This window comes from Micromonospora sp. NPDC047527 (genome assembly GCF_040643015.1).
GTDB lineage: Bacteria > Actinomycetota > Actinomycetes > Mycobacteriales > Micromonosporaceae > Micromonospora.
In genome coordinates this window covers 209,027-234,129 of sequence record NZ_JBEYTK010000006.1, presented here as the reverse complement: position 1 = coordinate 234,129, position 25,103 = coordinate 209,027, and the positions used below count along the sequence as shown (strand labels likewise).

Annotated in this window: 24 protein-coding genes; 9 read left to right on the top strand and 15 right to left on the bottom strand. The window is 72.4% G+C overall.

The features are described from left to right. Positions 1–15: 15 nt before the first annotated feature. From ABZ808_RS23265 to ABZ808_RS23240, 6 genes are all read right to left on the bottom strand, one after another. Positions 16–411, bottom strand: coding sequence for a phage holin family protein (locus tag ABZ808_RS23265; RefSeq protein WP_357010125.1), 396 nt, complete (start codon positions 409–411; stop codon positions 16–18). Next, on the bottom strand, positions 408–1,064 hold the full coding sequence (locus ABZ808_RS23260; protein ID WP_357010122.1) for a hypothetical protein: 657 nt from the start codon (positions 1,062–1,064) through the stop codon (positions 408–410). Before ABZ808_RS23260 ends, ABZ808_RS23265 begins: the two co-directional genes overlap by 4 nt. A 196-nt stretch (positions 1,065–1,260) precedes the next feature. Continuing rightward, positions 1,261–1,665 carry a DUF3263 domain-containing protein gene (locus ABZ808_RS23255; RefSeq protein ID WP_357010120.1) on the bottom strand — a complete coding sequence of 135 codons (405 nt, stop codon included), beginning with the start codon at positions 1,663–1,665 and terminating at the stop codon, positions 1,261–1,263. A 121-nt stretch (positions 1,666–1,786) separates the two neighbouring features. After that, complete coding sequence (locus ABZ808_RS23250; protein ID WP_357010118.1) at positions 1,787–2,803, bottom strand: ABC transporter permease subunit; 1,017 nt, start codon at positions 2,801–2,803, stop codon at positions 1,787–1,789. Continuing rightward, positions 2,800–3,810 carry an ATP-binding cassette domain-containing protein gene (locus tag ABZ808_RS23245; RefSeq protein ID WP_357010116.1) on the bottom strand — a complete coding sequence of 337 codons (1,011 nt, stop codon included), beginning with the start codon at positions 3,808–3,810 and terminating at the stop codon, positions 2,800–2,802. The genes ABZ808_RS23250 and ABZ808_RS23245 overlap by 4 nt, the downstream gene beginning before the upstream one ends. Positions 3,811–3,930: 120 nt before the next feature. Continuing rightward, complete coding sequence (locus ABZ808_RS23240) at positions 3,931–4,716, bottom strand: DeoR/GlpR family DNA-binding transcription regulator (RefSeq protein ID WP_357010114.1); 786 nt, start codon at positions 4,714–4,716, stop codon at positions 3,931–3,933. 199 nt (positions 4,717–4,915) lie between these two features. Here ABZ808_RS23240 and ABZ808_RS23235 point away from each other — a divergent pair, with 199 nt between their 5' ends. The 3 genes from ABZ808_RS23235 (at position 4,916) to nagA (ending at position 8,034) form a co-directional block, all read left to right on the top strand. Beyond that, positions 4,916–5,845 carry a sugar isomerase gene (locus tag ABZ808_RS23235; RefSeq protein WP_357010111.1) on the top strand — a complete coding sequence of 310 codons (930 nt, stop codon included), beginning with the start codon at positions 4,916–4,918 and terminating at the stop codon, positions 5,843–5,845. 114 nt (positions 5,846–5,959) lie between these two features. Then, the gene (locus tag ABZ808_RS23230; RefSeq protein ID WP_357010109.1) at positions 5,960–6,928 is read left to right on the top strand and encodes an ROK family protein; all 969 of its coding nucleotides are present in this window, start codon (positions 5,960–5,962) and stop codon (positions 6,926–6,928) included. After that, positions 6,925–8,034, top strand: a complete 1,110-nt coding sequence (gene nagA / locus ABZ808_RS23225) for an N-acetylglucosamine-6-phosphate deacetylase (RefSeq protein ID WP_357010107.1) — start codon at positions 6,925–6,927, stop codon at positions 8,032–8,034. Before ABZ808_RS23230 ends, nagA begins: the two co-directional genes overlap by 4 nt. A gap of 623 nt (positions 8,035–8,657) precedes the next feature. Here nagA and ABZ808_RS23220 read toward each other — a convergent pair. Next, a complete protein-coding gene (locus tag ABZ808_RS23220) occupies positions 8,658–9,881 on the bottom strand; it encodes a DUF4032 domain-containing protein (protein ID WP_357010104.1) in 1,224 nt (407 codons plus the stop codon). 121 nt (positions 9,882–10,002) lie between these two features. On the opposite strand from ABZ808_RS23220, the gene ABZ808_RS23215 reads away from it, so the two are divergent. Together ABZ808_RS23215 and ABZ808_RS23210 are read left to right on the top strand one after the other, a co-directional pair. Then, the gene (locus ABZ808_RS23215) at positions 10,003–10,749 is read left to right on the top strand and encodes a phosphatase PAP2 family protein (RefSeq protein ID WP_357010101.1); all 747 of its coding nucleotides are present in this window, start codon (positions 10,003–10,005) and stop codon (positions 10,747–10,749) included. A gap of 11 nt (positions 10,750–10,760) precedes the next feature. Then, positions 10,761–12,008, top strand: coding sequence for an APC family permease (locus ABZ808_RS23210; RefSeq protein WP_357010098.1), 1,248 nt, complete (start codon positions 10,761–10,763; stop codon positions 12,006–12,008). A gap of 205 nt (positions 12,009–12,213) precedes the next feature. Here the strand turns inward: ABZ808_RS23210 and ABZ808_RS23205 are convergent, their stop codons facing one another. Beyond that, positions 12,214–14,178 carry an NAD-binding protein gene (locus ABZ808_RS23205; protein ID WP_357010095.1) on the bottom strand — a complete coding sequence of 655 codons (1,965 nt, stop codon included), beginning with the start codon at positions 14,176–14,178 and terminating at the stop codon, positions 12,214–12,216. A gap of 94 nt (positions 14,179–14,272) precedes the next feature. On the opposite strand from ABZ808_RS23205, the gene ABZ808_RS23200 reads away from it, so the two are divergent. The 3 genes from ABZ808_RS23200 to ABZ808_RS23190 all read left to right on the top strand — a co-directional run bounded on the left by ABZ808_RS23200 (position 14,273) and on the right by ABZ808_RS23190 (position 17,016). Beyond that, entirely contained in the window at positions 14,273–14,755 is a 483-nt protein-coding gene (locus tag ABZ808_RS23200) for an MSMEG_6728 family protein (protein WP_357010093.1), read from the top strand. Positions 14,756–14,782: 27 nt separating this feature from the next. Beyond that, the gene (locus ABZ808_RS23195; protein WP_357010090.1) at positions 14,783–16,348 is read left to right on the top strand and encodes an FAD-dependent oxidoreductase; all 1,566 of its coding nucleotides are present in this window, start codon (positions 14,783–14,785) and stop codon (positions 16,346–16,348) included. A gap of 224 nt (positions 16,349–16,572) precedes the next feature. After that, entirely contained in the window at positions 16,573–17,016 is a 444-nt protein-coding gene (locus tag ABZ808_RS23190; RefSeq protein WP_357010087.1) for an HNH endonuclease, read from the top strand. A gap of 71 nt (positions 17,017–17,087) precedes the next feature. Here ABZ808_RS23190 and ABZ808_RS23185 read toward each other — a convergent pair whose 3' ends face one another. From ABZ808_RS23185 to ABZ808_RS23175, 3 genes are all read right to left on the bottom strand, one after another. Next, positions 17,088–18,713 carry a serine/threonine-protein kinase gene (locus tag ABZ808_RS23185; protein WP_357010085.1) on the bottom strand — a complete coding sequence of 542 codons (1,626 nt, stop codon included), beginning with the start codon at positions 18,711–18,713 and terminating at the stop codon, positions 17,088–17,090. Positions 18,714–19,122: 409 nt separating this feature from the next. Further along, positions 19,123–19,890: an enoyl-CoA hydratase/isomerase family protein gene (locus ABZ808_RS23180; protein ID WP_357010083.1), complete on the bottom strand. Its 768-nt coding sequence runs from the start codon at positions 19,888–19,890 to the stop codon at positions 19,123–19,125. A gap of 138 nt (positions 19,891–20,028) precedes the next feature. Next, positions 20,029–22,416, bottom strand: a complete 2,388-nt coding sequence (locus ABZ808_RS23175) for a M4 family metallopeptidase (RefSeq protein ID WP_357010080.1) — start codon at positions 22,414–22,416, stop codon at positions 20,029–20,031. A gap of 168 nt (positions 22,417–22,584) precedes the next feature. Between ABZ808_RS23175 and ABZ808_RS23170 the strand changes: the two genes are divergently transcribed. After that, entirely contained in the window at positions 22,585–23,130 is a 546-nt protein-coding gene (locus tag ABZ808_RS23170) for a hypothetical protein (protein ID WP_357010077.1), read from the top strand. A gap of 10 nt (positions 23,131–23,140) precedes the next feature. Here ABZ808_RS23170 and ABZ808_RS23165 read toward each other — a convergent pair whose 3' ends face one another. Genes ABZ808_RS23165 through ABZ808_RS23150 form a run of 4 tightly spaced genes read right to left on the bottom strand, consistent with a single transcriptional unit; the run spans position 23,141 to position 25,073 of the window. Beyond that, positions 23,141–23,785, bottom strand: a complete 645-nt coding sequence (locus ABZ808_RS23165) for a histidine phosphatase family protein (protein ID WP_357010074.1) — start codon at positions 23,783–23,785, stop codon at positions 23,141–23,143. A 56-nt stretch (positions 23,786–23,841) separates the two neighbouring features. Then, positions 23,842–24,192, bottom strand: a complete 351-nt coding sequence (locus ABZ808_RS23160) for a DUF998 domain-containing protein (RefSeq protein WP_357010718.1) — start codon at positions 24,190–24,192, stop codon at positions 23,842–23,844. A gap of 24 nt (positions 24,193–24,216) precedes the next feature. Continuing rightward, a complete protein-coding gene (locus ABZ808_RS23155) occupies positions 24,217–24,636 on the bottom strand; it encodes a VOC family protein (RefSeq protein ID WP_357010071.1) in 420 nt (139 codons plus the stop codon). A gap of 35 nt (positions 24,637–24,671) precedes the next feature. Then, the gene (locus tag ABZ808_RS23150; RefSeq protein WP_357010068.1) at positions 24,672–25,073 is read right to left on the bottom strand and encodes an AraC family transcriptional regulator; all 402 of its coding nucleotides are present in this window, start codon (positions 25,071–25,073) and stop codon (positions 24,672–24,674) included. Positions 25,074–25,103 lie beyond the last annotated feature (30 nt).

Genomic DNA, 25,103 nt, shown 5'->3' with positions numbered 1-25,103 from the left:
TCCCTCGCGACTCGATCATCGACCCCGCAGGGCATTCGGCAATTCCTGTGCGCTCTGCTTCGTCCGTGGCAGCACGGCACGCAATCGGCGCACCTGGGCTCGGGCGTTGATGAAGAGGCCACCGGCGATGGCTGCCCAGATGATCGCCACGATCAGCGCCGCCCAGCCCTGGTCCATCGTGTTGGAAAGCCCCCACCACGCGGCGTACGAGACGAACAGCACGGCCAGGAACCCGGCCAGCCCCGCCCCGCCGAACATGCCACCGGCCTTTCCGGCCTGACTCGCCTCCTCGCGCAGCTCGGCCTTGGCCAGCTCGACCTCCTTGCGCACGAGCGTGGAGAAATCCCGGGTCACGTCGCCCAGCAGGTCGCCAACCGATGCCTGGGCCCGCTCCTTCTCCGGGGCGCTCACGGTGCCACCCCGCCCGGCAGGTCACGCTCCGGCCGACCGACCGGCGAGACGTTCTGTGCCCGCGCCACTCCGCTGTACGGCTGGTCGGGCTGCTGCTGCCCGGCGCCGGCCGCCTGTCCCTGTGGAGGCGGTGGGCCGCCGGACATCTCCACGCCGCCACTGGCGGTCAGGCCACGAGTGAGCCGCCCGACCAGCAGCCCTGCCACCGCCGCGCCGGCGAGGAAGGTGCCCGGATGCTGTCGGGCGTACGTACGCACGTCGTCCAGCACCTCACCGGGCTCCCGTCCGTCAAGCCAACCGGCGGCGCGTTGAGCGGCGTCAGCCGCCCGGCGGACCGCCTGGCCGGCCAGCCCGGAGTCGCCGTCGCGTTCGGCCATCGAGTTGAGCCCCTGGCCCAGGTCACGCAGACCGTCGGCGGCCCTCTGCTGTTGCGACCGGGCCTGATCACGAAGCTGGTTGGTGGCCTCCCCGGTCAGGTGCCGGGCCTGCTGACGCGCCTCGGCCGCTACCTGCCCACCCTGCTTAGCCGCGGTGTGGGCAACCTGGCCGCCGGCCTGTGCGGCCTGGTGTCCGACCCGGGACGCCTCCTGCCGAGCCTGCTGGCCACTGCCGGTCGCACCCTGCGATGGCCGGCTCGGGTTGGCACCCGTCATGACCCCTCCCCCCGTCAGACCGCAGCCGCCTGAGCGGCGGCTCCGTGTTCGGGGTGCCTACCCGTCGTGCCTGGCGACATTCTCTGATCGGCGACGGCGGACCGGGCACCGAGGACGCGGGCCCTCAGGCGGGCAGGTTCGGGACGGGCACGACGACGTCATCACTGCGGGTGCATGGAAGGCCCGGCTCCGCCGGTCAGCGGCGGCGGTTGCGGGCGCGCGACGAGCGCAGCCGGCGGAGCCGGCCGATCAGCACGGGGTCGGCCGCGAGCGCGGCCGGATTGTCCAACAATCCGTTGAGCAGCTGGTAGTAGCGCGTCGAGGAGACCCCGAAAGTGTCCCGGACGGCCTGTTCCTTGGCCCCGGCGTGCCGCCACCACTGCTGCTCGAACGCGAGGATCGCCCGTTCGCGCGTGGTCAGTCCCACGGGCGGCGCGGTGGGCTCGGCCACGTCTTCGTCGTCCGGACCGACGTCGTCGGTGCTCTCGACGGGCGGCGCCGGCCGGGGGGTCGGGACGCTCGGCGCGCGGCCGCCGGTCGCCTCGTCCGCACGAGCGTCGGTGGACGGCTCGGGGGCGGCCGGGGCGGCGTCGGCGGGCATGGCGCTCAGCCTAACCAGGGATGACCAAGGTCGCAGCAGCCGGCACGGCCGGCCCGCACGTCGGAAGACCCGACGGCCGGACCGGCCGCGCCGTTGTCGCTCGTTGCCGTGTCGATGCCGGTCAGGAGATGTCGCGCCGCCGCATCGTCCAGAGCGCCGCCCCGAGGATCACCACCAGGCCGACGGAGAGCAGGACGGACGACTGCTGCCAGGTGATGTCCAGCGTGGCCGGATTGCACTCGCCGTAGTAGGTCGCGTTGCAGGCGTTCCAGTCCTCCAGGGTGACCTTCTTGGTCATCCACGCGATGGCGTACGTGGGCAGCAGCCACGCCTCGGCGAAGCGCACGTTCGCCATCGTCAGCAGGATGCCCAGCCCGAACTGGCCGACCACCATCAGCGCGACGACACCGCCGAGGGCCATCGCGGTGTGTCGTCCCAGCGAGGCCAGCGCGAACCCGATGGTGGTGATCACCAGCACCAGTGCCACGCCGCGCAGACCGGTCAGGGCGAACGACTGCCACGCCCCGGAGGTCATGTTGTCGGTGCTGCCCCGCAGCGTCGCGACGGCCCAGAACCCGGCGAACCAGAGCACTGCGGCGGGCAGCGTCACCGCCAGAATGCCGGTGAGCAGCGCGGCCAGCTTGGTGAGCAGCACGGTGAGCCGCTTCGGCCGCCAGAGCAGCAGGTTCATCATGCCGCCGTTGCTCCACTCGGCACCGATGAAGGACGCGCCGACCACGAACCCGACCAGCGCGAGGATTGCCGCGAACGGGATCAGCGTCTCGTCGAACGTCTTCCGGAAGTCGAACGACGACGGCAGGAACCACTTCGCGTCGATCTGGTCGCGGGTCGGCGGCGTGATCACCGAGCAGTCGTCGGGGTAGCGGCCGTCGTTCGGCGTGCCGGCCGTTTTGGCCTGCTCGCACGCGGTGCGCTCCTGCTCGCTCCAGCGCACCTGCTCCTGGTGCTGCTGGTCGGCCTGGCGTTCGGCCTTGGCGAGCTGACCGGCATCGATCTTCTGGTTGGTGAAGAAGACACCGACCACCACAGCGGCCAGCACCAGCAGGCCGAGCAGCGACATGTAGCGGGTGAAGCGCCGCTTGGCGAGCCGGCGCAGCTCCGTACGATAGAGGCTCACGCGCCCCACCCTCCTGCGGCGGTGCCGGGCTGGCCCGTCCCACCGACCTTCGTGGACTCGTCGACCTGCCGGTGCTGGCCGGGGACCGGCGCGGTGGCGGTCAGTTCGAGGAAGACACTCTCCAGATCGACCGCGATCGGGGCCAACTCGCTGACGTAGAGGTTCTGCTCGGCGAGCAGCCGGGTGATCGTGGCCGGCTTGTCGACGCCGGCCAGCATCAGGTGGTCCGGGTGCCCGGTGACCCGGACGCCGGCCCGGGTGAGCGCCTCGGTCGCGGCCGGCAGGTCGCTGACCGCTTCCAGCCGGATCCGGACCGCGCCGGACGAGTGCTGGGCGAGCACCTCGTCGACCGGGCCGAAGGCGACCCGTCGACCGAGCGAGATGATGGTGACCGAGTCGCAGATCAGTTGGATCTCGCCGAGGATGTGGCTGGACAGCACCACGGTCATCCCGGATTCGGCGAGCGTCCGCATCAGGGTTCGCATCTCCCGGATGCCGCCCGGGTCGAGGCCGTTGGCCGGCTCGTCGAGGATGAGCAGCTTCGGGTTCTTCAGCAGGGCGGAGGCGACGGCGAGCCGCTGCTTCATGCCCAGCGAGTACGTCTTGACCCGCTCGCCGGCCCGGTCGCGCAGCCCGACGAGCGCCAGCACCTCGTCGACCCGTGTCTGCGGCACCTCGCCCGCACCGGCCAGCAGGGACAGCGTGTCCCGGGCCGAGAAGTGCGGGAAGAACTGCGGGCTCTCCACGATCGCGCCGACCTGGCCGGCGACGGTGGGCAGCGCGTCGGGCACCTCGTGACCGAGCAGCGCCATCCGGCCGCCGTCGGGCCGGATCAGGCCGAGCAGTGTGCGCAGCGTGGTCGTCTTACCGGACCCGTTGGGGCCCAGGAAGCCGTGCACCTGCCCTGCCTCGACCCGCATGTCGAAGCCGTCGAGTGCGTTGCGGGTGCCGCGCCGACGACTCTTGTACGTCTTACGTAGACCTTCGATCTCCAGGACAGCTGGCAAGCTGCACCTCCCCGATGGGTGGGCGTGACAGCCGACACCATACGCGGTATGCAGGAGGGTGCAATACTCGGTATACACCGACGCGCCGATCGATGTGTTTCATCGACGGAACGTGACCGGTCAGGCGCAGACGACCTGCACGCCGGCCGCGCGGAACGCCTCCACCACCTCCGGCGCGGCGCCGGAGTCAGTGACCAGCGTCTCGACCCGCTCGACCGGGCAGATCCGGGCGAAGGCGTGACCGCCCAACTTGGACGAATCCGCAATTATCACGACTCGCTTCGCGCGGGCCACCATCAAGTTGTTCATGGCCGCCTCGCCCTCGTGGTGGGCGGCTGCGCCGAGCTGCGGATCGATCGCGTCCACGCCGAGCAGGGCGACGTCCAGCGTCACCTCGCGCAGCAGCGCCCCGCCCAGCGGGCCGACCAGCTCGAACGACTTCGGGCGTACCACCCCGCCAGCCACCACGACCTTCATCCGGGACCGCACGAGCAGTTCGTTGGCGATGTTCAACGCGTTGGTCACGACGGTGAGCTGGGCACCCTCGGCACTGGTGTTCAGGTCCGGTCGTACGGCCAGCGCCCGCGCCACCTCGGTGCTGGTGGTGCCGCCGTTCAGGCCGACGACCGTGCCGGGCGTGACGAGCGCGGCGGCGGCGGTGCCGATCCGCTGCTTCTCGGCCGAATGCTTGGCGGTCTTGTAGCGCAGCGGCAGGTCGTACGAGACACCGTTGGCGACCGCCCCACCCCGGGTCCGGGTGATCATCTGCTGCTGGGCGAGCTGGTCGAAGTCACGCCGGATGGTGGCCTGGGAGACGTCCAGCCGTTCGGCGGCCGCCTCGACGCTGACCCGGCCGTTGTCGGTCAGCATCTCCAGCAGGGCGTTCCATCTGGCGTAGCGGTCCACCGCGGGGGCCCTCCCAGTGACTGCACGAACGGTGATTGATTGCGTGCACACTAGTGCGCGAAACTGGGTCGGCGCAAAAGACTGGACTGCGCGATCGGCCAGTCGGTTGCCACGGCCACCCCGGTTCGCGCAGAATAACGCGCGAAATACGGGTGTAACGAGCCGTATTGCGCACAGGTCGGCCTGCGAGGAGTTTCCCATGACGTACGTGGACGCGGAGATCGCGAGCCAACCCGACTGCTGGCGGGAAGCCGCCCGACTGTCGAGCGAGGTACACGGCGACCTTCCGCGCCCCGGCGAGCGGGTCGCCGTCGTCGGTTGCGGCACGTCGTGGTTCATGGCGATGGCGTACGCCTCCCGGCGCGAACAGGCCGGCCAGGGCGAGACCGACGCGTTCCAGGCGTCCGAGTTCCCCGCCGGCCGCCGCTACGACCGGCTGATCGCCATCACCCGCTCCGGCACCACCACCGAGGTGCTGGAACTGCTCGCCGCGCTGCGCGGGCAGACGCCCACCACCGTCATCGTCGGCGACCCGGCGTCCCCGGCGGTCGAGCTGGCCACCGCCGCGGTGACGATGCCCTTCGCCGACGAGCGGTCGGTCGTGCAGACCCGCTTCGCGACCACCGCGCTGGCCCTGCTGCGGGCCCACCTCGGTGACCCGGTGACCGCACTCGCCGCCGACGCGGAGGTTGCGGTGCGCTCCCCGTTGCCGATCGACCCGGCCTCCATCGAGCAGGTCACCTTCCTCGGTCGGGGGTGGACGGTCGGCCTGGCCCAGGAGGCCGCGCTGAAGTGCCGCGAGGCGGCCACCTTCTGGGCCGAGGCGTACCCGGCCATGGACTACCGGCACGGCCCCATCTCGGTCGCCGCCCCCGGCCGGCTGGTCTGGGCCTTCGGCGAGCTGCCCGACGGGCTGCCCGAGGACGTGGCGGCCACCGGCGCGGCCTTCGTGCACAGCCGTACGCACGGCTGGCGCACGGCGCTCGGCAGCTGGTCGGCAGGCCGCACCCCGGTCGACCCGATGGCCGACCTGATCCTGGCCCAGCGCTTCGCCGTCGCGCTGGCGACGAGCCGCGGCCTCGACCCGGACGCGCCCCGGCACCTCAGCCGGTCCGTGGTGCTGGCGTGAGCGCGAGGAGTGAGCCGGGTTTGCGAGCCCCGCAGTCGCGAACCAGGATGGCGCCGTGAGCGCGAGGAGTGAGCCGGGTTTGCGAGCCCCGCAGTCGCGAACCGGGATAACGCCGTGAGTGACGGCGCCGACCGGGTGGTCGTTGCGCTGGACGTCGGCGGCACCGGCATGAAGTGCGCGCTGGTCCGGCCGGACGGCGTGGCCGTACGCACCGAGCGACACCCCACCGACGCCGCCCGCGGCCCGGCTGCCGTGGTCGACACCATCCTCGACGTCGCCGAAGGGTTGGCCGCCAAGGCGCGTGCCGACGGGCTCACCCCGGTCGCGGTCGGCATCGCCGTTCCCGGGGTCGTGGACGAGGCGCGCGGGGTCGCGGTCTGGTCGGCGAATGTGGGCTTCCGGGACGTACCCCTGCGGGACCTGGTGGCGACGCGCCTCGGCCTGCCCACGGCGCTCGGCCACGACGTGCGCGCCGGGGGTCTCGCCGAGGCCCGGCTCGGCGCCGGGCGCGGCACCGGCCACGTGCTCTTCGTGGCGATCGGCACCGGCATCGCCGCCGCGCACGTCGTCGACGGCGTGGCCTCCGTCGGCGCACACGGTGCGGCCGGGGAGATCGGCCACATCCTGGTACGCCCCGGCGGCCCGCGCTGCGGCTGCGGGCGGCCCGGCTGCCTGGAGGCGGTGGCCTCGGCCGCCGCGATCGGCCGTCGGTACGCGGAGCTGGCCGGCGGAACACCCGACCCGGCGGTGACGGCGGCCGTGGTGGCCGAACGGGCGGCGGCCGGCGAACCCCTCGCCGGGCAGGTATGGCGGGAGGCGGTCGACGCGCTCGCCGACGGCCTGGCCAGCGGGCAGGCGCTGTTCGACGTGGCGATGATCGTGCTCGGCGGCGGCCTGGCCCAGGCCGGGGACCTGCTCTTCGGCCCCCTGCGGGTGGCGATGCACGATCGGATGACCTTCCACCGGGAGCCGCGGCTGGTCGCGGCGGCCCTCGACGACGAGGCCGGCTGCCTCGGCGCTGCCCTGCTCGCCCTGGACGCCCTGGACGCCGCCGGCGTCGGTGACCATCAGGAGGAACGATGACGGCACGGGTGAACGGCCGAGTGGTGAGCCCGACCGGTGTGATCCGGCAGGGCTGCGTCGAGTGGGACGGTGACCGGATCACCGCCGTGGCCGAGTATCCGTCGGTCCGCGACGGGCACTGGATCCTGCCCGGCTTCGTCGACATGCACACGCACGGCGGCGGCGGGCACACCTTCACCACCGGGGACGCCGACCAGGCCCGCGCGGCGGCCGGCTTCCACCTGGCGCACGGCACCACCACCCTGCTGGCCAGCCTGGTCAGCTCACCGTTCACGGTGATGCGGGCGGCCACCGAGGCGTTCGCGCCGCTGGTCGACGAGGGTGTGCTGGCGGGTGTCCACTTCGAAGGCCCGTACCTCTCGGATGCCCGCTGCGGCGCGCAGAACCCGGAGCACCTCCGCGACCCGTCCACCGACGAACTGGCCGAACTGATCGAACTGGGCCGGGGCGCGATCCGGATGGTCACCCTCGCCCCCGAGCGCGACGGAGCGCTGGAGGCGATCAAGCTGCTCACCGCCCAGCGCGTGGTGGCCGCCGTGGGCCACACCGACGCCACCTACGAGCAGACCCGCGCGGCGATCGCCGCTGGCGCGAGCGTGGGTACGCATCTGTTCAACGGCATGCGGCCGGTGCACCACCGTGAGCCGGGGCCGGTGGTGGCCCTGCTCGACGCGCCCACCGTGATCTGTGAGCTGGTCGCCGACGGGGTGCACCTGCACGACGGCATCCTGACCTTCGCCACGGCGACCGTCGGCCCCGACCGGGCGGCGCTGATCACCGACGCGATGGCCGCCGCCGGGATGGCCGACGGCGAGTACGAGTTGGGTGGCCAGGCCGTCACCGTGGCCGACGGGGTGGCCCGGCTCGCCCGCGACGGCGCGATCGCCGGCAGCACCCTGACCATGGACGCAGCGCTGCGGCACGCCGTGGACGCCGGCATCCCGATGGCCGACGCAGCTCGGATGGTAGCCACTACCCCGGCGCGGGCCATCGGCCTGGGCGACCAGGTGGGTGCCCTTCAAGTCGGCCTCCGCGCCGACCTGGTGGTGCTGGACGAGGACCTGAACGTGGTTCGAGTGCTGCGCGGCGGCTCCTGGGTGGAGTAAGGCTCGGCCAGCCGCTCCACGCGCGCCCGTGTGCAGCGGCTGCGGCGGCGTCGGTGGCTGCGTCGGTGTCGGTGGCTACAGCGGCGTCGGTCACCGACGCCGGCCCGGCCGACCTGACATGTGGTTCGCGGGCCCTTTGGAGCTGAATCGCTTACGACATCACGCCCTCAGCCCTTCAGTCCTCAGCCCTTCAGTCCAGCCCTTCAACGACCAGCAGCAGCCGAGGGGCGCTGGGTATTGGCGCTGCCGTGGGCCGTGGGCACTGGGCACTGGGCGATGGCTATTGGGCGCAGGCTGGTGTGCCTGGGCGTGGGCCGCCAACCTGTCGGCCAGCAGCCAGCGGCCAGCAGCCAGCAGCCAGCAGCCAGCGGCCAGCGGCCAGCGGCCAGCGGCTGAATCGTTTGCGACATCAGCTCCAAAGGCAGCGACAGGTGCGGGTGGAGGCGAGCCCGGCCACGTGCCGCGAGCGGCTGCTGATCGCCGAGGGCTGGCTGCCCTACCGACCACACCCCACCCGGCCACGCGAGCACCTGACAAACGGGACCACCGCAAGCACCCGACGGCCGGAACCGCAGCAGCACCCGACCGGGTGCCAGGGACGGGCACGGCACGACTGTGCCGGGTCAACTGATGGCGGTGACCTCGACGCCGAGGACGGCCTGTTCGTCGGGGCGGTGCACCAGCACATCGGCCAGGTACGACTGGACCGCGTGGCGCATCCCGACGTCCCGGCCGGCCTGCTCGGAGAGCAGCCACTTGTGCTCGATGATCTGCGCGAACAGTTCCTGCGGCTCCAGCTTCCGCCGCAGGTGCGCGGGTACGGCCCGGACCACCGGCTCGAAGACCTCGGTGAGCCAGCGGTGCGCCGCCTGCTGTTCGTCGATCAGGTCACTCTCCGCCCGGTAGGCGTCCAGGTCGTTGAGCAGCTTGCGGGCCTGGTTCTCCTCGGCGTCCAGGCCGGTCAGCCGCAGGAGCCGCCGGGTGTGGTAGCCGGCGTCGACCACCTTCGGGCGGACCAGGTAACGCCCGTCCTCGATGCTCGACATGGCGACCTCGGCCACGTCGAAACCCAACTCGTTGAGGCGGCGGATCCGGCCCTCGATGTCGTGCCGGGCCTCCCGCTCGATCGCCTGCTCATAGGTGATCTCGTGCCAGAGCCGCTCGTACCGCTGCACGACCTCCTCACAGACCACCTCCGGGTCGATGGACTCGTGCAGCAGGCCGGCGGCCTGCAGGTCCAGCGCCTCGCCGAAGATGTTCACCCGGGCGATCTCCAGGTCCTCGCCGCGCTGCCCGTTGGAGAGCGAGTTGTGCAGGGCGCCCGTCTCCGCGTCGACCAGGTAGGCGGCGAACGCGCCCGCGTCGCGGCGGAACAGCGTGTTGGACAGCGAGCAGTCGCCCCAGAAGAAGCCGGTCAGGTGCATCCGCACGATCAGGGCGGCGAGCGCGTCGAGCAGCCGGCTCATCGTCTCGGGCCGCAGGGTGTGCGAGAAGAGCGCCCGGTACGGCAGCGAGAACTGCAGGTGCCGGGTGATCAGCACCGATTCGAGGGGTTCCCCGTCATCTGTCTGCCGGTCGGCGACGACCGCCACCGCCTCCACCGACGGGAAGTCGATCCGCTCCAGGGCCCGCAGCAGGTCGTACTCCCGCTCGGCGATCCGCTCGCGGGTCTCCTTGAACGCGTAGACATACTCGCCGAGCCGGACGAACCGGACGATGTGTCGGGAGATGCCCTGCGGCAGGGCCACCAGGTGCTGGGCAGGCCACTCCTCCAGCGGTGTCGACCAGGGCAGGTCGAGCAGCGCCGGGTCAACGAGGGCAGAGGTGATCCGCACGGGCACAAGCATGACGGGTCGCCCCCGCATCCGCCTCACATCGTGGTTGGGCCCACAGCACCCAAGGACAGGCGACCACGGCCGCCCCGGCCCGCGCCGGTCCGGCCGCACCGGAGGCCGGTAGCGTGGTGCCGTGCTCAAACCCACGGGGGTACGACGTGAGCTGCGGCTGCGTCCGGTCCGGCCGGCCGGCTGGTGGTTCGATGCGCTGCTGCTGATCGGGTTCGGCGCGTTGACCCTGGCCCTCGCCGCAGGCGCGTTGCTCGGCCTGGACCTCGCGGTCCGGGAATGGGCCTACGCCCACCACCCGGCACCGATCTACTGGACCGCGCGGGTGTTCAATTTCCTGGGGCAGGGTGGCTGGCTGCTGATGCCGCTCTCCGGGGCGCTCGCCGTGGCAGTGGCCTGGCGGGCCCGCACAGTCCGGCCGCTGCTGCTGGTGGCGGGGGCGTTCGTGCTCCTTTATCTGACGGTCGGGCCGCTCAAGGTTCTGACCGACCGGGCCGCACCCAGCTCCGATCTGCCGCCGACCCAGTCGGTTCGGATCTTCAACGACCTGCCGCCCACCGAGTACGACCTGTCCTACCCGTCTGGGCATGTCGCCAACGCGATCGTCTGGTACGGCGTGATGGCCGTACTGCTGACCGCGTTGACGGCGGGGCGACTGCACCCGACGGTGCGCCGACTGATCCGCTTCGCCCCGCCAGCGATCCTGCTGATCACCACGACCTACCTGAACTTCCACTGGCTCACCGACGGTGTCGCGGCCCTGCTGCTGGGGCTCTTCCTGGACCGGCTGCTGCACCGGGTGCCCTGGGATGAGCTGCCTCTCCCCGGTCGGCTACGCGAGTGGGACCGGCCGTTCACCTCGTACCCCTAGGGTTTCGGCCCGTGGACCAACTGACGCGGCGGCTCGGCGTACCCGATGCGGTTGTCATCGGGTTGGGCTCGATGCTCGGCGCGGGCGTCTTCGTGGTCTTCGGCCCGGCCGCGGCGGCGGCCGGCGGTGCCGGCCTGCTGCCGGCGCTGGTGCTGGCCGGGTTCATCGCCTACTGCAACGCGACCAGTTCGGCGCGGCTGGCGGCTCGCTACCCGGAGTCCGGTGGGACCTACGTCTACGGTCGGGAGCGTCTCGGGCCGTTCGCCGGATTCGTGGCCGGCTGGGGCTTCGTGGTCGGCAAGACGGCGAGCTGCGCGGCCATGGCGTTGACAATCGGGGCGTACCTGTGGCCAGGGCAGGCCCGGCTTGTCGCGGTCGGCGCGGTGCTCGCGGTGACCGCGGTGAACCTGCGCGGCATCGGTAAGACGGCCACCGCCACGAAGGCCCTGGTGGCGGTGGTGCTCGCGGTGCTGGCCCTGGTCGCGGTCGTCGGCGTCGGTGGAGGCGGTCTGGATCTGGACCGGCTCGGTGACTCCGGCGGGTCGAGTCGGGGTGTGCTCACCGCCGCCGGGCTGCTGTTCTTCGCCTTCGCCGGGTACGCGCGGATCGCCACGCTCGGCGAGGAGGTGCGCGACCCGCAGCGGACCATCCCCAGGGCCGTGCCGCTGGCGCTCGGGGCGGTGCTCGTGATCTACCTGGTGCTGGCCGTGGTGACGCTCGGCGTGCTCGGCGCCGACCGGCTGGCCGACTCCGCAGCGCCCCTGGTCGACGTGGTGACCGCCGCCGGACTGCCCGGTCTGGCCTGGGTGGTCCGCGCCGGGGCCACGATCGCCGTCGTCGGGGTGCTGCTCTCCCTGGTCGCCGGGGTCGGCCGGACCACGCTCGCGATGGCCCGCCGACGCGACCTGCCCGGCGCGTTGGCCGCCGTGCACCAGGTGCACCAGGTGCCGCACCGCGCCGAACTGGCCGTCGCCGCCGTGGTGATCGTGGTGGTGCTGCTCGGCGACGTCCGCGAGGCGATCGGGTTCTCCAGTTGCACAGTGCTCGTCTACTACGCGATCACCAACGCTGCGGCGCTGACCCTGGGCCGGGACCCGGACCGGTGGCTGCCGGTCCGGGTCCTCGCCGGCCTGGGCCTGGTCGGCTGCCTGCTGCTCGCGGTCAACCTGCCGCTGGGCAGCGTCGTCGCGGGCTTCGGCGTGCTGGCCGCCGGCGCCGCCGGGTACGCGCTGCGCCCCGCCCGCCGCAGACCGGAGTAGGCCAACGACGGCCAGGGTCAGCGACTCAGCCGTTGGTAGCGGCGCACCGCCAGCGGCGCGAACACCGCGACCAGGAGCACCGGCCACGCCACCGCCAACAGCAGGGGTCGGACCCAGGATGCGGAAACGCATGACACTGATTGTCGCTCAGTGTCGGCCGGGTCCGGTTGCCCGGCTCCGGTCGGCAGGTGGTGTCGTCGACCGGTCAGGTGGGCCGCGTCGCGGTGGAGTCCGGCTTGTTGCCGACGTCCGGGTCGCTCGGTTCCACAGCGCGCGGCCTGACCGCCGCGCCCCGAGCCGGCGGTACGGCACCGTCGGCCGGCGACAACGGAACCGGCACCGGGTGAACCGCGCCGGCCGCCGAGGCGGCGACCTCCTGGTCGGTTGGCACCGACCTGGTGACGGTGGCCGGCAGCGTGGGCGGGGCGCACTGCCGGGTCAGCCAGTCCAGGCCGTGTCGGCGGGCGACCACGGTGAGCCGGTCACCCGCGAAGATCACCTGCCGGGGGTCGAGGTCCTTCCACCAGACCGTCCTGCCCCCGCCGGCCGGGGTCCGGGCGATCAGCCGGACCTGCCCGTCCCGGCTGACCGTGCCCAGTGGACGGCCGTCCAGCGCGGAACCGGCGGCGACCGGCACCTCGGCGACCGGCAGCGCATGCCGGTCGACCGGGATGGTGGTGATCACCGCGCGTTCGGTGAGCGCTCCGATGAAGGCCGGGGCAGCCAGGTAGGAGACCGACCGGGACACCCCGAGAGCGAAGGTCTCCTCCACCCGTTCGGCGAGGTCACCGTCGAAGAGCCGCAACACCACCCGCAGGTCGGCACGGAGATCACGGGCAGCGAGCGCCGCCTCCAGGTTGGCCACGTCGTCGGTGGACGCCACCACCAACGCCTGGCAGTCGGCCACCGACGCGGCGACAAGCGTCTCCGGCAGCGCGGCGTCGCCGACGATCAGCGGCACCTCCAGTTGACGGGCCAGGGCGGCGCCACGTGGCTCCGGAACCTTGTCGATGGCCACCACCTCGACGCCGTACTCACGCAGTTGCGCCATCACGCGCGTGCCGACGTTGCCCAGGCCGATCACCACCACGTGCCCGGCCCGGGCCGGCTGCTGCCGGCCGGTGTGCAGGGCGAGCCGGGCGTTGACGATGCCGTCCACCACCACGGCGGTGATCAACGGGATCAGCGCGAGCCCGGCCAGGTTGAGCACCACCTGCATGACCTGCGCGTCCGCCGGCTTGCCGGTGTCCGGGTCGGCGCCGCTGAGTGTGGTGACAAGCGTCAAATACAGCGCCTCCAACGGGGAGACGTCCTCGGCACGGGAGATGAGCGCCCCCAGCACCGCGATCAGCGCGAGCACCAGCATCACCGCGATGCCGATCTTGCGGGTGGCGAAGCCGCGTGCCGCCCGCATCAGCACCGCGACCGGGCGGCGCCGCCGACGGGCCCGGACCAGCCGGCGGGCGGCCACCTCGGTGCCGGGCGGCTGACCGGTCGCCTCGGCCAACACCAGGTCCGCGCCGGCCTGCTCGGCCGGCAGCAGCTCGACACCGTGCTCCTCGCTGAGGTGGGCCAACGCGCACACCACGTCCTGCGGCCGGACGTCGGCCCGCCGGGCCACCCGCAGCGTCTTGTCCCGATGTTGGAAGGAGCTGGGGTCGACTTCGCCGAGCGCGGCGGCCACGAACGCCGGCGCGGCCATCTCGGCGTCGGAGAGCACCTCGACCGGCGCCTTGAGCAGTTTGCGTACGCCGTCGGCGAGGGTGCCGTTGAACATCCGCAGCACCTGGCGGACCCGCTGGTCGACGGCCTGGGCGCAGAGCGCGGCGTGCAGGTTGCCCACGTCGTCCTGGTGCAGCAGTGCCAGCCCGGCCGCCCCGGCCAGGCCGGCGGTCTCGAAGGTGGCCACGTCCAGCCGGTCGGAGCGGACCACCCGGACCCCGCGCAGCGCGGCCACGTCCGGCCCGTCGCTGGGGTAGCGCTCCGGCACCACCACGGTCACCCGGGCCCCGCCGACGGGCAGCTCGGATTCGAGGATCGCGCGGGCCACGTAGTAGGCGAGCGAGTCCCGGCCACAGATCACGTAGTGGGGGCGCGGATCCCCGGCGGACCGTAGCCGCCAGTTCCACTCGACCGCCCGTCGCGCCCGGTCCCGCCACGGCTCCGCCATGTCCGGATCGTAGTCAGCACGACCACGCTGGGCGACCCCGTCCGGATCATCCCACCTCAGGAATGCCGGCCCGGGCGGCGGGTAGAGCAGCGACATGCAGACCTTCCTCCCGTACCCGGACTTCCTGGCCAGCGCCCGCGTGCTGGACCAGAAGCGGCTGGGCAAGCAGCGGGTGGAGGCCATCCAGGTGCTGCGCGGGCTGACCCGGCCCGGGTACGGCTGGCGCAACCACCCGGCGGTGAAGATGTGGGCCGGGTACGAAGAGGCGCTCACCCGCTACGGGCTGGACATGTGCGCGGTCTGGACCGAGCCGGGTCGGGCCGACACGTGCGCCGCCACGCTGACCGTCGACCTGGCCGCCGCCTGCGGGGCCGGGGTCGTACGCACGCAGGACGAGCTGGCCTCCGCCGGTGAGCTGCCACCGTGGCTGGGCCGCGACGACCTGCACGTCAGCCACCGCGCGTCGCTGCTGCGCAAGGACCCGGCGCACTACGGCCCGATCTTCGGTCCCGACGTGCCGACGGACCTGGAGTACGTCTGGCCGGCCTCCGACAGAGCGCGCCGTTGCCTCCCGTAGGGGAGACTGGCCGTAAGGGAGGTGCCCGTGGCGCTGTCGCAAGTGGTGGGTCGGCTCATCGGCGTACGTCAGCATGAGGTGGACCCGGGCGGCGACGGCGCGGACCGCGTGCCGCGACCGGTCGCGGCGGTGGTGGTGGGCGGCGGCATCGCCGGCATGTCGGCGGCGGTCGTGCTGGCCGAGCGGGGCGTGGCGGTGACGGTGCTGGAGGCCGCGCCGACGCTCGGCGGTCGGCTCGGCGCGTGGCCGGAGGCGCTCGCCGACGGCAGCCAGCAGAACGAGCATGGTTTTCACGCGTTCTTCCGTCAGTACTACAACTGGCGTTCCATCCTCCGTCGCGTCGACCCCGGCCTGGGCTTCCTCAAGCCGATTCCGGGCTATCCGATCCTCAGCGAGCAGTGGCCGACGGAGGAGTTCGGCAAGTTGCCGCCGGCACCGCCGGCGAACCTGTTGGCGCTGCTGCTGCGCAGCCCCAGCCTGCGCCTGGCCGACCTGCGGTCGATGGACCGGGACGCCGCGCTGCCGCTGCTCAGCTACGACCCGGTGCGCACCTACGCCGAGCTGGACGACTCCACCGCCGACGAGTTGCTGGCCTCGCTGCGGCTGCCGGACCGGGCGCGGGCCATGCTGTTCGAGGTCTTCTCGCACTCGTTCTTCAACCACGAGGCGGAGATGTCGGCCGCCGAGATGGTCGCCCAGTTCCACTTCTATCTGCTCGGCAACCCGGAGGGGCTGGCCTTCGACTGCCCCGATGAGGACTACGCGACGGCGATCTGGGAGCCGCTGACCCGACACGTGGAGAAGCACGGCGGCCGGGTGCTGACCGGGTCCGCCGCGACAGGTGTGCACCGCGACGCCGACGGCTGGCGGGTGACGACCACCGACGGCGGCAGTCACGCGGCGGGCCACGTGGTGCTGGCCGTGGATCCGCCGGCCCTGGCGGCACTGGTGGCGGCCTCCCCCGACCTGGTCGGGCAGGCACCGGAACTGGTGGCGCGGATGCCCGCGTTCGGCACGCCCGGGCCGCCGTACGCCGTGGCCCGGTTCTGGTGCGACGGGGACGTGTCCGCCGAGCGGGCGGTGTTCAGCGGCGTGTCCCGGCAGCCCACATTGGATTCGGTGACGCTCTATCACCGGCTGGAGAACGAGTCGCGGCGCTGGGCGCGGCAGGCCGGCGGGTCGGTCATCGAGCTGCACGCCTACGCCTGCGAGCCCGACGTGCCGGCCGACGAGCTGGCCGAGCGGATGCGCCGCGAGCTGGTGACGCTCTGGCCGGAGGCCGCCGACCTGCGGGTCCGCGAGGTGCGCGCCCGGGTGGAGGCGCAGGCGCCGGCGTTCACGCCGGGCAGCCACGCCTGGCGTCCGGGGGTACGCACCGACGCGACAGGCCTCTACCTGGCCGGCGACGGCATCGCCACGGACTTCCCGAGCGCCCTGATGGAACGCTCGGCGGCGACCGGGATCATCGCCGCGAACCACATCCTGCGCGCGGAGGGCGGCGCGACCGAGCCGGTACGGTCCATCCGGCCCCGAGGGCTGCTGGCCGGGCGATCGAAATACGTTGCCCCTCTCTCCCCTGCCGACCTACCGTGATCGCGCAAGGTCAACCACCGCCGCGGGAGCAGATCATGACGATGTCGCACGTCACCACCGTGCCGTCGTCCGTGCTGCTGCCCGGCGGCGGTTGCCGAGCGGAAGGTCCCCGGGCGGGCCGGCCCGACTGACGCGTACCCGAACGCGCTGAGCCGCCTCGTCCGACAGCCGGACCGGGCGGCTCTTCGCCGTCCGGAGCAGTCCGCCCCTGGAAGGAGATCCCGGTGGACGCCGTCCTCGTCATCAACGCCGACCTCGGCCCGCTGCACCGGGTCACCGTTCAACACGCCATCCGGATGCTCTGCCGCCGGGTGGCCGAGATCCACGAGGCGGAGCCGGACCAGGTGATCGGTGTCTTCCCGATGCCCCGGGTGGTGCGGCTGGTCCGCTACGTGGTCACCCGGTGGCGGTTCAGCGCCGGGCCGGCCTGGTCCCGGGCTGGCGTGCTGCGCCGCGACGACCGGTGCTGCGCGTACTGCGGTGGTCCGGCGTCGACCATCGACCACATCCTGCCCCGCTCGCGGGGCGGCCGGAACACCTGGCGGAACACCACCGCCGCCTGCTACGGCTGCAACCAGCGCAAGGGTGACCGGACGCCGGCGGAGGCGGGCATGCCGCTGCGCCGGGAGCCGGTGAACCCGGGCTGGGCGGCGCTGGCCGGGCGGTGACGGACCGGGCCGGCGGGAACGGGGGGCCGCGTCTGGGGTACGTCCCCGGCGCGGCACCCGCCGGCCCCCGGTCAGGCGGCGCGTTCCTTGACCTTCGGCTTCGGGCGGCCGTTGGCGCAGTGCACCCGGATCTCGCTGCGATGCTCGGCCGAGGTCAGCTCGACCTGGACCCGCTTCGCCGGGCCGGGGTCGTACGGCTGCGCCCGGTAGCCCGGGGCGGGGGTCACCGCGAGCACCTCAGGCCCCACCCCGACGCAGCGAACAGCGACGGTTCCGCCCTGAGCGTTCACGTTCACGCCCGCCAGCACGGTAGGTGTGGGTGTGGGCGTGACCCGGGTCGGGTTCGGTCGCGGGGTGCTGGCCGCCGGGCTCGGGACGGACGGGCCGCCCGCCCCGACGGTTGGGCCGGATGGCGAGCTGGACGGGGTGCTCCCGGCCGAGCGTGCGGTGGCAGGGCGAGAGTCGGTCGGGTCAGGCTGCGGCAGCCCAACCGCGGTGGCGCCGCCCGGGCCGGCGCTGGTTCCCGGGGTGGCCGCATCACGCTCACGGGTGCCAGAATCGCCCAGCGAACCGGCCATCGCCATCGCCGCGACCACCGCGCCGCCGACCGCCAGCACCGCCCGCCGCCGACGCCAGGACCGCGGCCGGGCCGTAGTGACCACCCCGACTGTCGCACCACCGACCGGCCCGGTGGAACGGGCATCCCCGTCGCCACCGGGCGAGCACGGACCAACGGCCACCCCACTGGCACCGGCGGTCCGGTCGAGGCCGGTATCCGGCTTGGGGGCAGGGCCCGGATCGACGTGCGGCTCACCGGCGCCGGCGATCGGGTCGGGGCTGATGTCCGGCTCTGGCGCCGCACCGACGGCAGCGGGATCGGACGTGGCTGACGCCGCGCTGGCGGCGGAGCGCAGGATCCGCGCCGCCTCTACGGCCGGCGGCCGGTCGGCCGGGTCGTGAGCCAGGCACCAGCGGCCGAGCCGCTGGATCTCGGCCCCGTGGATGTCGGGCAGCGGGTCCGGCTCGACCTGCGTGGACGCGCGGAGCATCCCGGCCTGCGCCTCGGCGGCCCAGGGCAGCCGACCGGTGAGCACCCGGTGCAGGAGCAGGCCGAGGGCGTACACATCGGAGGCCGGCAGCACCTCGCCGGCCGCCAGCCGCTCCGGCGCGAGGTAGGCCGGTGTGCCGAGCAACCGCCCCTCGAAGTCGACCTCCGGGTCGCCGATGGCGGCCGCGATGCCGAAGTCGAGCATCTTCGCACCGGCGGGGGTGAGCATCACGTTGCCCGGCTTGATGTCGCGGTGCACCAGCCCTTGGGCGTGTGCGGCCGCGAGCGCAGACGCCACCTCGGCGCAGATCCGCAACCCGGCGCGGGGCGGCAGCGGCCCTGCGTTCAGTCGTTGTTCGAGGGTGTGGCCGTCGAGCAGTTCCAGCACCACGAACGGCACCACTACACCGTCGAGCGGCGACTCACCGTAGTCGTAGACGTTTGTGACGTGCGGATGCGACAACCGGGCTGCCGCCTTGGCCTCGGCCCGGATCCGCCGCCTGCCGTGGGCGCCCGAGACGACAAGCACCTTCACCGCCACGTCCCGTTCGAGCACCTCGTCGTACGCCCGGTGCACCGCGGACATACCGCCACTGCCGAGACGCTCCAGGAGCCGGTAGCGGCCCGCAAGCAACCGATCACGCTGCACGACCGACAGCCTGCCGTACGACCCGGAGCCGACACCACCCGGGATCGAGGTTTCACAATGCGTGGAATCGGCGCCCGTCACAGCCGTCCCAATCCGGATACCCGTGGTTGTCCGCCCGCCAAACGCGCAGCCGCCGGCCGGCTCAGCCGCACCGGCAGGTACCCACCCACGCTCCCTTTGCTCTGCTTCAACCCACGCAACACTGATGGCGCGTAAGTGTTGCGTGGGTTGAAGCAGAGCAAAGGACCTGCGGTGTAGGTGGTCCGGCGGGCCGCCAGGCCCCGGCGGCCAGCGGGCCGACGGGTCGACGGGTCAGCGGGTCGACGGCCAGCAGGTCGGCTGCTGACGGTCCGGCGAGGCCTGGCCGTCGGAACTGACGTCCCAGCACCTGACGCGGCAGCCTGAGCGATCAGACCTCGGTCGGCGCTTGCCAGGCGAAGCGGGGGGTACGGCGCTCGGCCGCGGCCGCCACCCCTTCCCGGGCCTCGCCGCTGCTGGCCACCTTCCGGTGCCACCAGGCGATTCGTGCCGGCCCGGCCCGGTCGTCGACGATCTCCTTGGCTGCGGCGACGCTCAGCGGCGAGCGCTGGGCGATCGTGGCGGTGAGTTCGTCCACCCGTGCGGCGAACCGGTCTGCGGGCAGCACCTCGTCGACCAAGCCGATCCGCAGGGCGCGCTCGGTGTCGATCAGCTCGGCGGTGAACAACAGGTGCTTGGCGGCGGACGGGCCGACCAGCCGGGCCAGCCGGCGGGTCGTCGGCGCGGGATAGACCAGGCCGAGCCGGGCCGGCGGTACGCCGAAGCGGGCGTCGGCGGCGGCGATCCGCAGATCGCAGGCGACGGCGAGCTGGCAGCCACCGCCGACGCAGGCTCCCCGGATGGCCGCCACTGTCGGCTTGGCGAAGCTGGCCAGCCGCTCCTCGGCGGCCACCGCGATGCTGGCGTCGCCCGCCTCCAGGAGCTCGGCCAGGTCACCGAGGTCCGCACCGGCGCAGAAGGCGTCACCCGCGCCGGTGAGCACCAGCGCCCGTACGTCGGGGTCGGGCTCCAGCCGGTCGAGCAGCTCGGGCAGCTGCCGCCACATGGCTGCCGTCATCGCGTTGCGGCGGGCCGGGTTGTGGATCACCACTGTCGCCACCGGCCCGGTCACCTCGACGGTCAACTCCGCGTCCGACACGTCCGCCCCTCTCCGCGCCAGCGTCCGACGCCGCTGATCCGACCCACCGACACGCGGCGGTCAGGCGACCATAACGGCGCGGACCCGGCGACCACCCGTGAGGGGGTGGCCGCCGGGCCCGGCGTCGATCAGCTCAGGTCAGGAGACGGTGAGCGCCGTGTCGTCGACCACGAAGGACGTCTGCAGCGAGGAGTCCTCGGTGCCGGTGAACCTCAGGCTGACGGTCTGACCGGCGTACGCGGCCAGGGAGAAGGACTTCTGGCTGTAGCTGGTGCCCTTGTTCAGGTTCGAGTAGGTCGCCAGCGTCGCCAGCACCGTTCCGCTCGAGTTGAGCACCTGCACGGTGAGCTTGTCGTACGCGACGCTGGTGGTCGTCTCGGCCGAGTTGACGTACAGCCAGAAGCTGAGGGCGTACGACGAGCAGCCGGCCGGCAGGCTCACCGACTGGGCGAGCGTCTCGGTGCGGGTGCTGCCATACCCGTTCAGCCACGCCTTGTACGACCCGGTGCGGGCCGGGCGGGTGCTGGAGTTGGTGATGACGCCGGAGCTGGCCGTCCAGCCGGTCGCGCCGGACTCGAAGCCCGGGTTGGCCAGCTTCTGACCCGGCGCGGTGCAGCCGCCACCGGTGCCGTTCACGGTCAGCGAGTACGTGGCGCTGCGGGTGACCGCGCCGGCACCGTTGACGGTGATCGAGTAGGTGCCGGGCGGGGTGCTCGCCGAGGTGCTGATGGTGAGGGTGGACGAGCCGCCCGAGGTCACCGAAGCGGGGCTGAACGCGGCGGTGGCCCCGCTGGGCAGGCCGGACGCGGAGAACGTCACGGTCTGCGCCGTACCGCTGGTGGTGGCGGTCGCCACTGTGGTGGAGACCGAGCTGCCCGGGTTGACCGATCCGGCGGTCGGTGAGAGCGCCACCGAGAAGTCGTTGCCGGTCGAGCAGGTGGCGTCGTTGCCCGCCACGTTCACAGCGGTCCAGGCGGCCTGCACGGCCTTGTACTCGGTGGAGCAGCTGCCGTACAGGTCGGTGGCCGCCCGCAGGGTGTAGGCGCGGGCGGTGTTCGCCGGGTTGCTGGTGTTGACGTACGACGTGTTGGAGGTGAAGTACACGTCCAGCGCGCGGTACCAGATCTTCTCGGCCTTGGCCCGGCCGATGCCGGTCACCCCGGGAGCCGAGCCGCAGACCGGCGAGGTGCCGTACGACGTGGCGCCGGTGCCCTCGGCGAGGTTGAAGAAGAAGTGGTTGGCGACGCCGGAGGAGTAGTGCACGTCCTTGTTCCGGGTGCTGGTGGACCAGCAGCTGTCGGACGAGCCGTCCAGCGACGGGTTGTACATGTAGCGCAGCGGCGTACCGTTGCCATTGATGTTGATCTTCTCACCGACCTGGTAGTCGCCCGGGTCGCTCGGCGCAGCGGCGTAGAACTCCACCATGTTGCCGAAGATGTCGCTCGTGGCCTCGTTGAGGCCACCGGACTCGCCGGAGTAGACCAGGCCGGCCAGCGCCTCGGTGACACCGTGGCTCATCTCGTGCCCAGCCACGTCCAGCGAGACGAGGGGGCGGGAGTTGCTGGAGCCGTCACCGTAGGTCATCTGGGCGCCGTCCCAGAAGGCGTTGACGTAGTTGTTGCCGTAGTGCACCCGGCTCGGCACGCCGTTGCCGTTGCCGAAGATCCCGTTGCGGCCGTGCACGTTCTTGAAGTAGTCGAACGTCTTCGCGGCACCGAAGTGCGCGTCGACGGCGGCCGACTGCCGGTTGGACGTGGCGCCGTTGCCCCAGGCGTTGTCGGCGTCGGTGAACGTGGTGCAGGTGGACGTGCCGTTGTTCATGTCGCAGGTACGGCCGTTGCCGCGCGCCGGGTCGATCATCTGGTACGTGCTGCCGGAGAGCGTCGTGTCGATGCTGACCGAGCCGCTGTAGACGCCCTGGCCGCTGCCGACCACCGACTCGATCTCGTCGTACGACCCCACTGCCGCGCCGGTGACGGCGTCGGTGATGACGTGCAGCCGGGACGGGGTCTGCCCGTCGGGCTGCCAGCCGCTGACCACCGTCTCCCAGGCGAGTCGACCCTTGCCGGAGCTGGCGTCGACGAACAGCTCGGGTGCGCCTACCGATTCCGCCTTGCCGGTGAACTCGGCGCGGGCGGCCTTCTTGGCCGCGTCGGCGGTGACCTTGGCCGTGGTGGCGACGGTCAGCGGTGCGGCGAGTCCGACCGAACTGCCGGCGTAGGTGCCGTTGGGAGCGGTGTGGATGACGAAGTCACCGCCGTACACCCGAAGGCCGTGGTAGGTCCGGGTGTAACGGGTGTGCGCCGCGCCGGAGGCGTCCACCTTGGTGCTCTGCACCTGGTAGGACTCGGCGCTCGAACCCTGGACTGCGCCGGGGTTCGTTCGCAGGACGGTCGCCGCCTGTGCCGCGGCGGAGACGCCCGGCGCGGGGGCGGTGGGTGGGGCCGCTTGTGCCGCGGTGGCGACACAGGTCAGCAGGCCGCTGGTGAGCAGCGCTGCGCTGACGGCGGCGACGGATCGTTTCACGTGCCCTCCTGGAAGGAGAAAGAGTGTGACGGGGGTAGTCACGCATGTAGATATAGCCATGTGTCGACGAAAAGAGAAGGGCTGAACCGTTCCCAGACATCGACATTGGCCGAACGGATGAGTGCCTTGACAAGGGAACCAACGGCCCGCATCGCGCGTCCGACGGACATGAGACCCGCCTCGACAGCCGGTGCCACGATCGCGCTCCTGGCCGTTTTCCTGGTCGGCTGCACCAGCACCGACCAGGCCGACACCTCGCAGGCCCAGCCGTCGGCCACCGCCGACGGCACCTCGGCCACTGCCGTTCCGCCGTCCGCTGTCCCCGCCACCCCGGCACCCACGCCGACCGCCTCCGGCGCCACCGACAGCTCGCCCGCGCGCGTGCTCCTGTTCCGCTCCGGCGGCTTCGCCGGACGCGGCGACCAGGTGACCGTCGAGCCGGACGGCCGGTGGACGGCGGTGGACCGGGCCGGCAGCCGGCGTACCGGCCAACTCGACCCCGCCGACCTCGGCCGGCTACGCGGGCTCGCCGCCGACCCCCGGCTGACCACCGAGGGCCGCCAGGACACCAGAACGACCAGTTGCTCGGACGCGTTCAGCTACCGGCTGACCGTCGGCACCATCGAGACCGGGTACGTCGACTGCCCCGCCGACCCCGCACCGCCGCCGGCCACCCGGGCGCTTGTCGAACTGCTGCTCCGGGCCACCGACTAACGCCCGGCCCTCAGACCAGATAGTCCTCAGGCAGGCCGGTGCCACGCAGCTCCGGCGGCAGATGCGCCACGTCGTTGACGGCGATCAGGTTCGGTGGCCCCGCCAGGCCGTACCGGATCACGGTCAACCCCGCGTTGTGCGAGTTCAACCCCAGCCACCGCCGCTCCGGCGCGTCCAGCGCGTGCCGGACCAGCCAGCCGATCAGAAAGGCGTGCGTCACCACCAGCTCACGGACCGGCTCACCGCCGGCGGCACCCTCGGAATCGTCCGCCGGCACGGCGAAGCGCCGCACCGCCGCCGCCGTCACCCGCGGCCCGTCGGCCCGCTCGGCCGCCGAGAACCGGCCCAGAAACTCGGCGTACGCCGACGGTAGGCCGGCCGGATCCGTGTCGTGCGGGAGGTGGTCACCGGCCAGCTCCGACGCGTACACCGGAACCCCGGGCAGCGACGCGGCGACCAGCTCGGCGGTCTGCGCGGCCCGGCGCAGCGGCCCGTGGTGGACGGCAGCGAACGAGCGGCCCCGTAGCCGCTCGCCGAGCAACGTGGCCTGTCGCCGGCCCCGCTCCGACAGGCCGGTGTCCGGCTCGCCGGGACCGGTCAGGTCCTGCTCGGCGTGCCGGGCCAGGTACAGCAGTCGCGTCCGCACGCTTCCCATCCCAGCACGCCGAAGGGCGCGGGATTGACCCGCGCCCTTCGGTCTCGGTAGCCGGCTCAGTCCACCCGGCCGGCCGCCGCCCGCGCGAAGGTGACCGACACCCACAGCCAACCGGCCGTCACCGCCAGACCAAAGGCCACCATGACGGCCGGAGACGGACGGACCATCAGCGCCACCCAGGCCATCGCGAAGAAGACCCCCGTCGCCAGGCTCAACGCGGCCCGTCCGCGCGCCTCATGGCGGCCTGCCCGACGTGCCGCCACCACTGTCGCGACGATCAGCGACACGAAGGCGACCGCCGCCACCAGGAAGTGCAGGCCACCGTGCCAGCTGATCTGGCCGGCACCCCGGGGCGTGCCCGCCGGGAACCCGTCGGCCGGGTCGGCGCTGAAGATCCCCGCCCCGATGCAGCCTGGGTCATCGGTCCACCCCTACGCCCGGGGGAACATCTGGCCGATGCGGATCCGGTTGCCGAACGGGTCGCGGATGCCGAAGTCGATGCCGTACGGGCGCTCGGTCGGCTCGTCGGTGATCTCGACGCCCTTCGCCACGAGATCCTCGTACGTCTTGTGGGCGTCGTCGGTGGTCATGAAGAGGTACCCACCCAGGGCACCCTTGGTGAGCAGCTCCCGGACCTGCTCGGCGGTGGCCGGGTCCAGCGCCGGCGGCCCCGGCTTCTCCAGCAGGATCTCGCGCTCCGGGTCGCCGGGCAGGTTGACCGTCAACCAGCGCATGAAGCCGAGATCCTGATCGGTGTTGATCTCCATGCCGAGCTTGTTGACGTAAAAGTCAAGCGCCTCGTCCTGGTCGAGGACGTAGATCTGGGAGCGGCTGATCGCGTTCATCGTCATGCCCATGACGCTAGACGTCGCCCCTGACCTGCTGCTTATCCAAAACCGCTTGGTCTCGTCCAGGCCTTGGTGAAGCAGGACGGCACGTTCGTCGGTGCGACGTGGCGACGCCGAAAATCCGAGGGCGACTCGCCGACGATCTGTCGGAACGTCCGGCTGAACGTGCCCAGGCTGCCGAAGCCGACCGCGTAGCAGACGTCGGTGACGTCCCGGTCGGTCTCCACCAGCAGCGCCATCGCCCGCTCCATCCGGCGCCGCTGGAGGTAGCGGTGCGGAGTCTCGCCGAACGTCGCCCGGAACGTCCGGATGAAATGCGCCTCGGAGACGTGCGCGATCCGGGCCAGCGCCGGGATGTCCAACGGCTGGGCGTACGCCCGGTCCATCGCGTCCCGGGCACGCAGCATCGCCCGGTTCGACGCCTCCGCCGCGCGACTCATCGACCCCTCCCGCTCGGCTCGTTGCCCGGC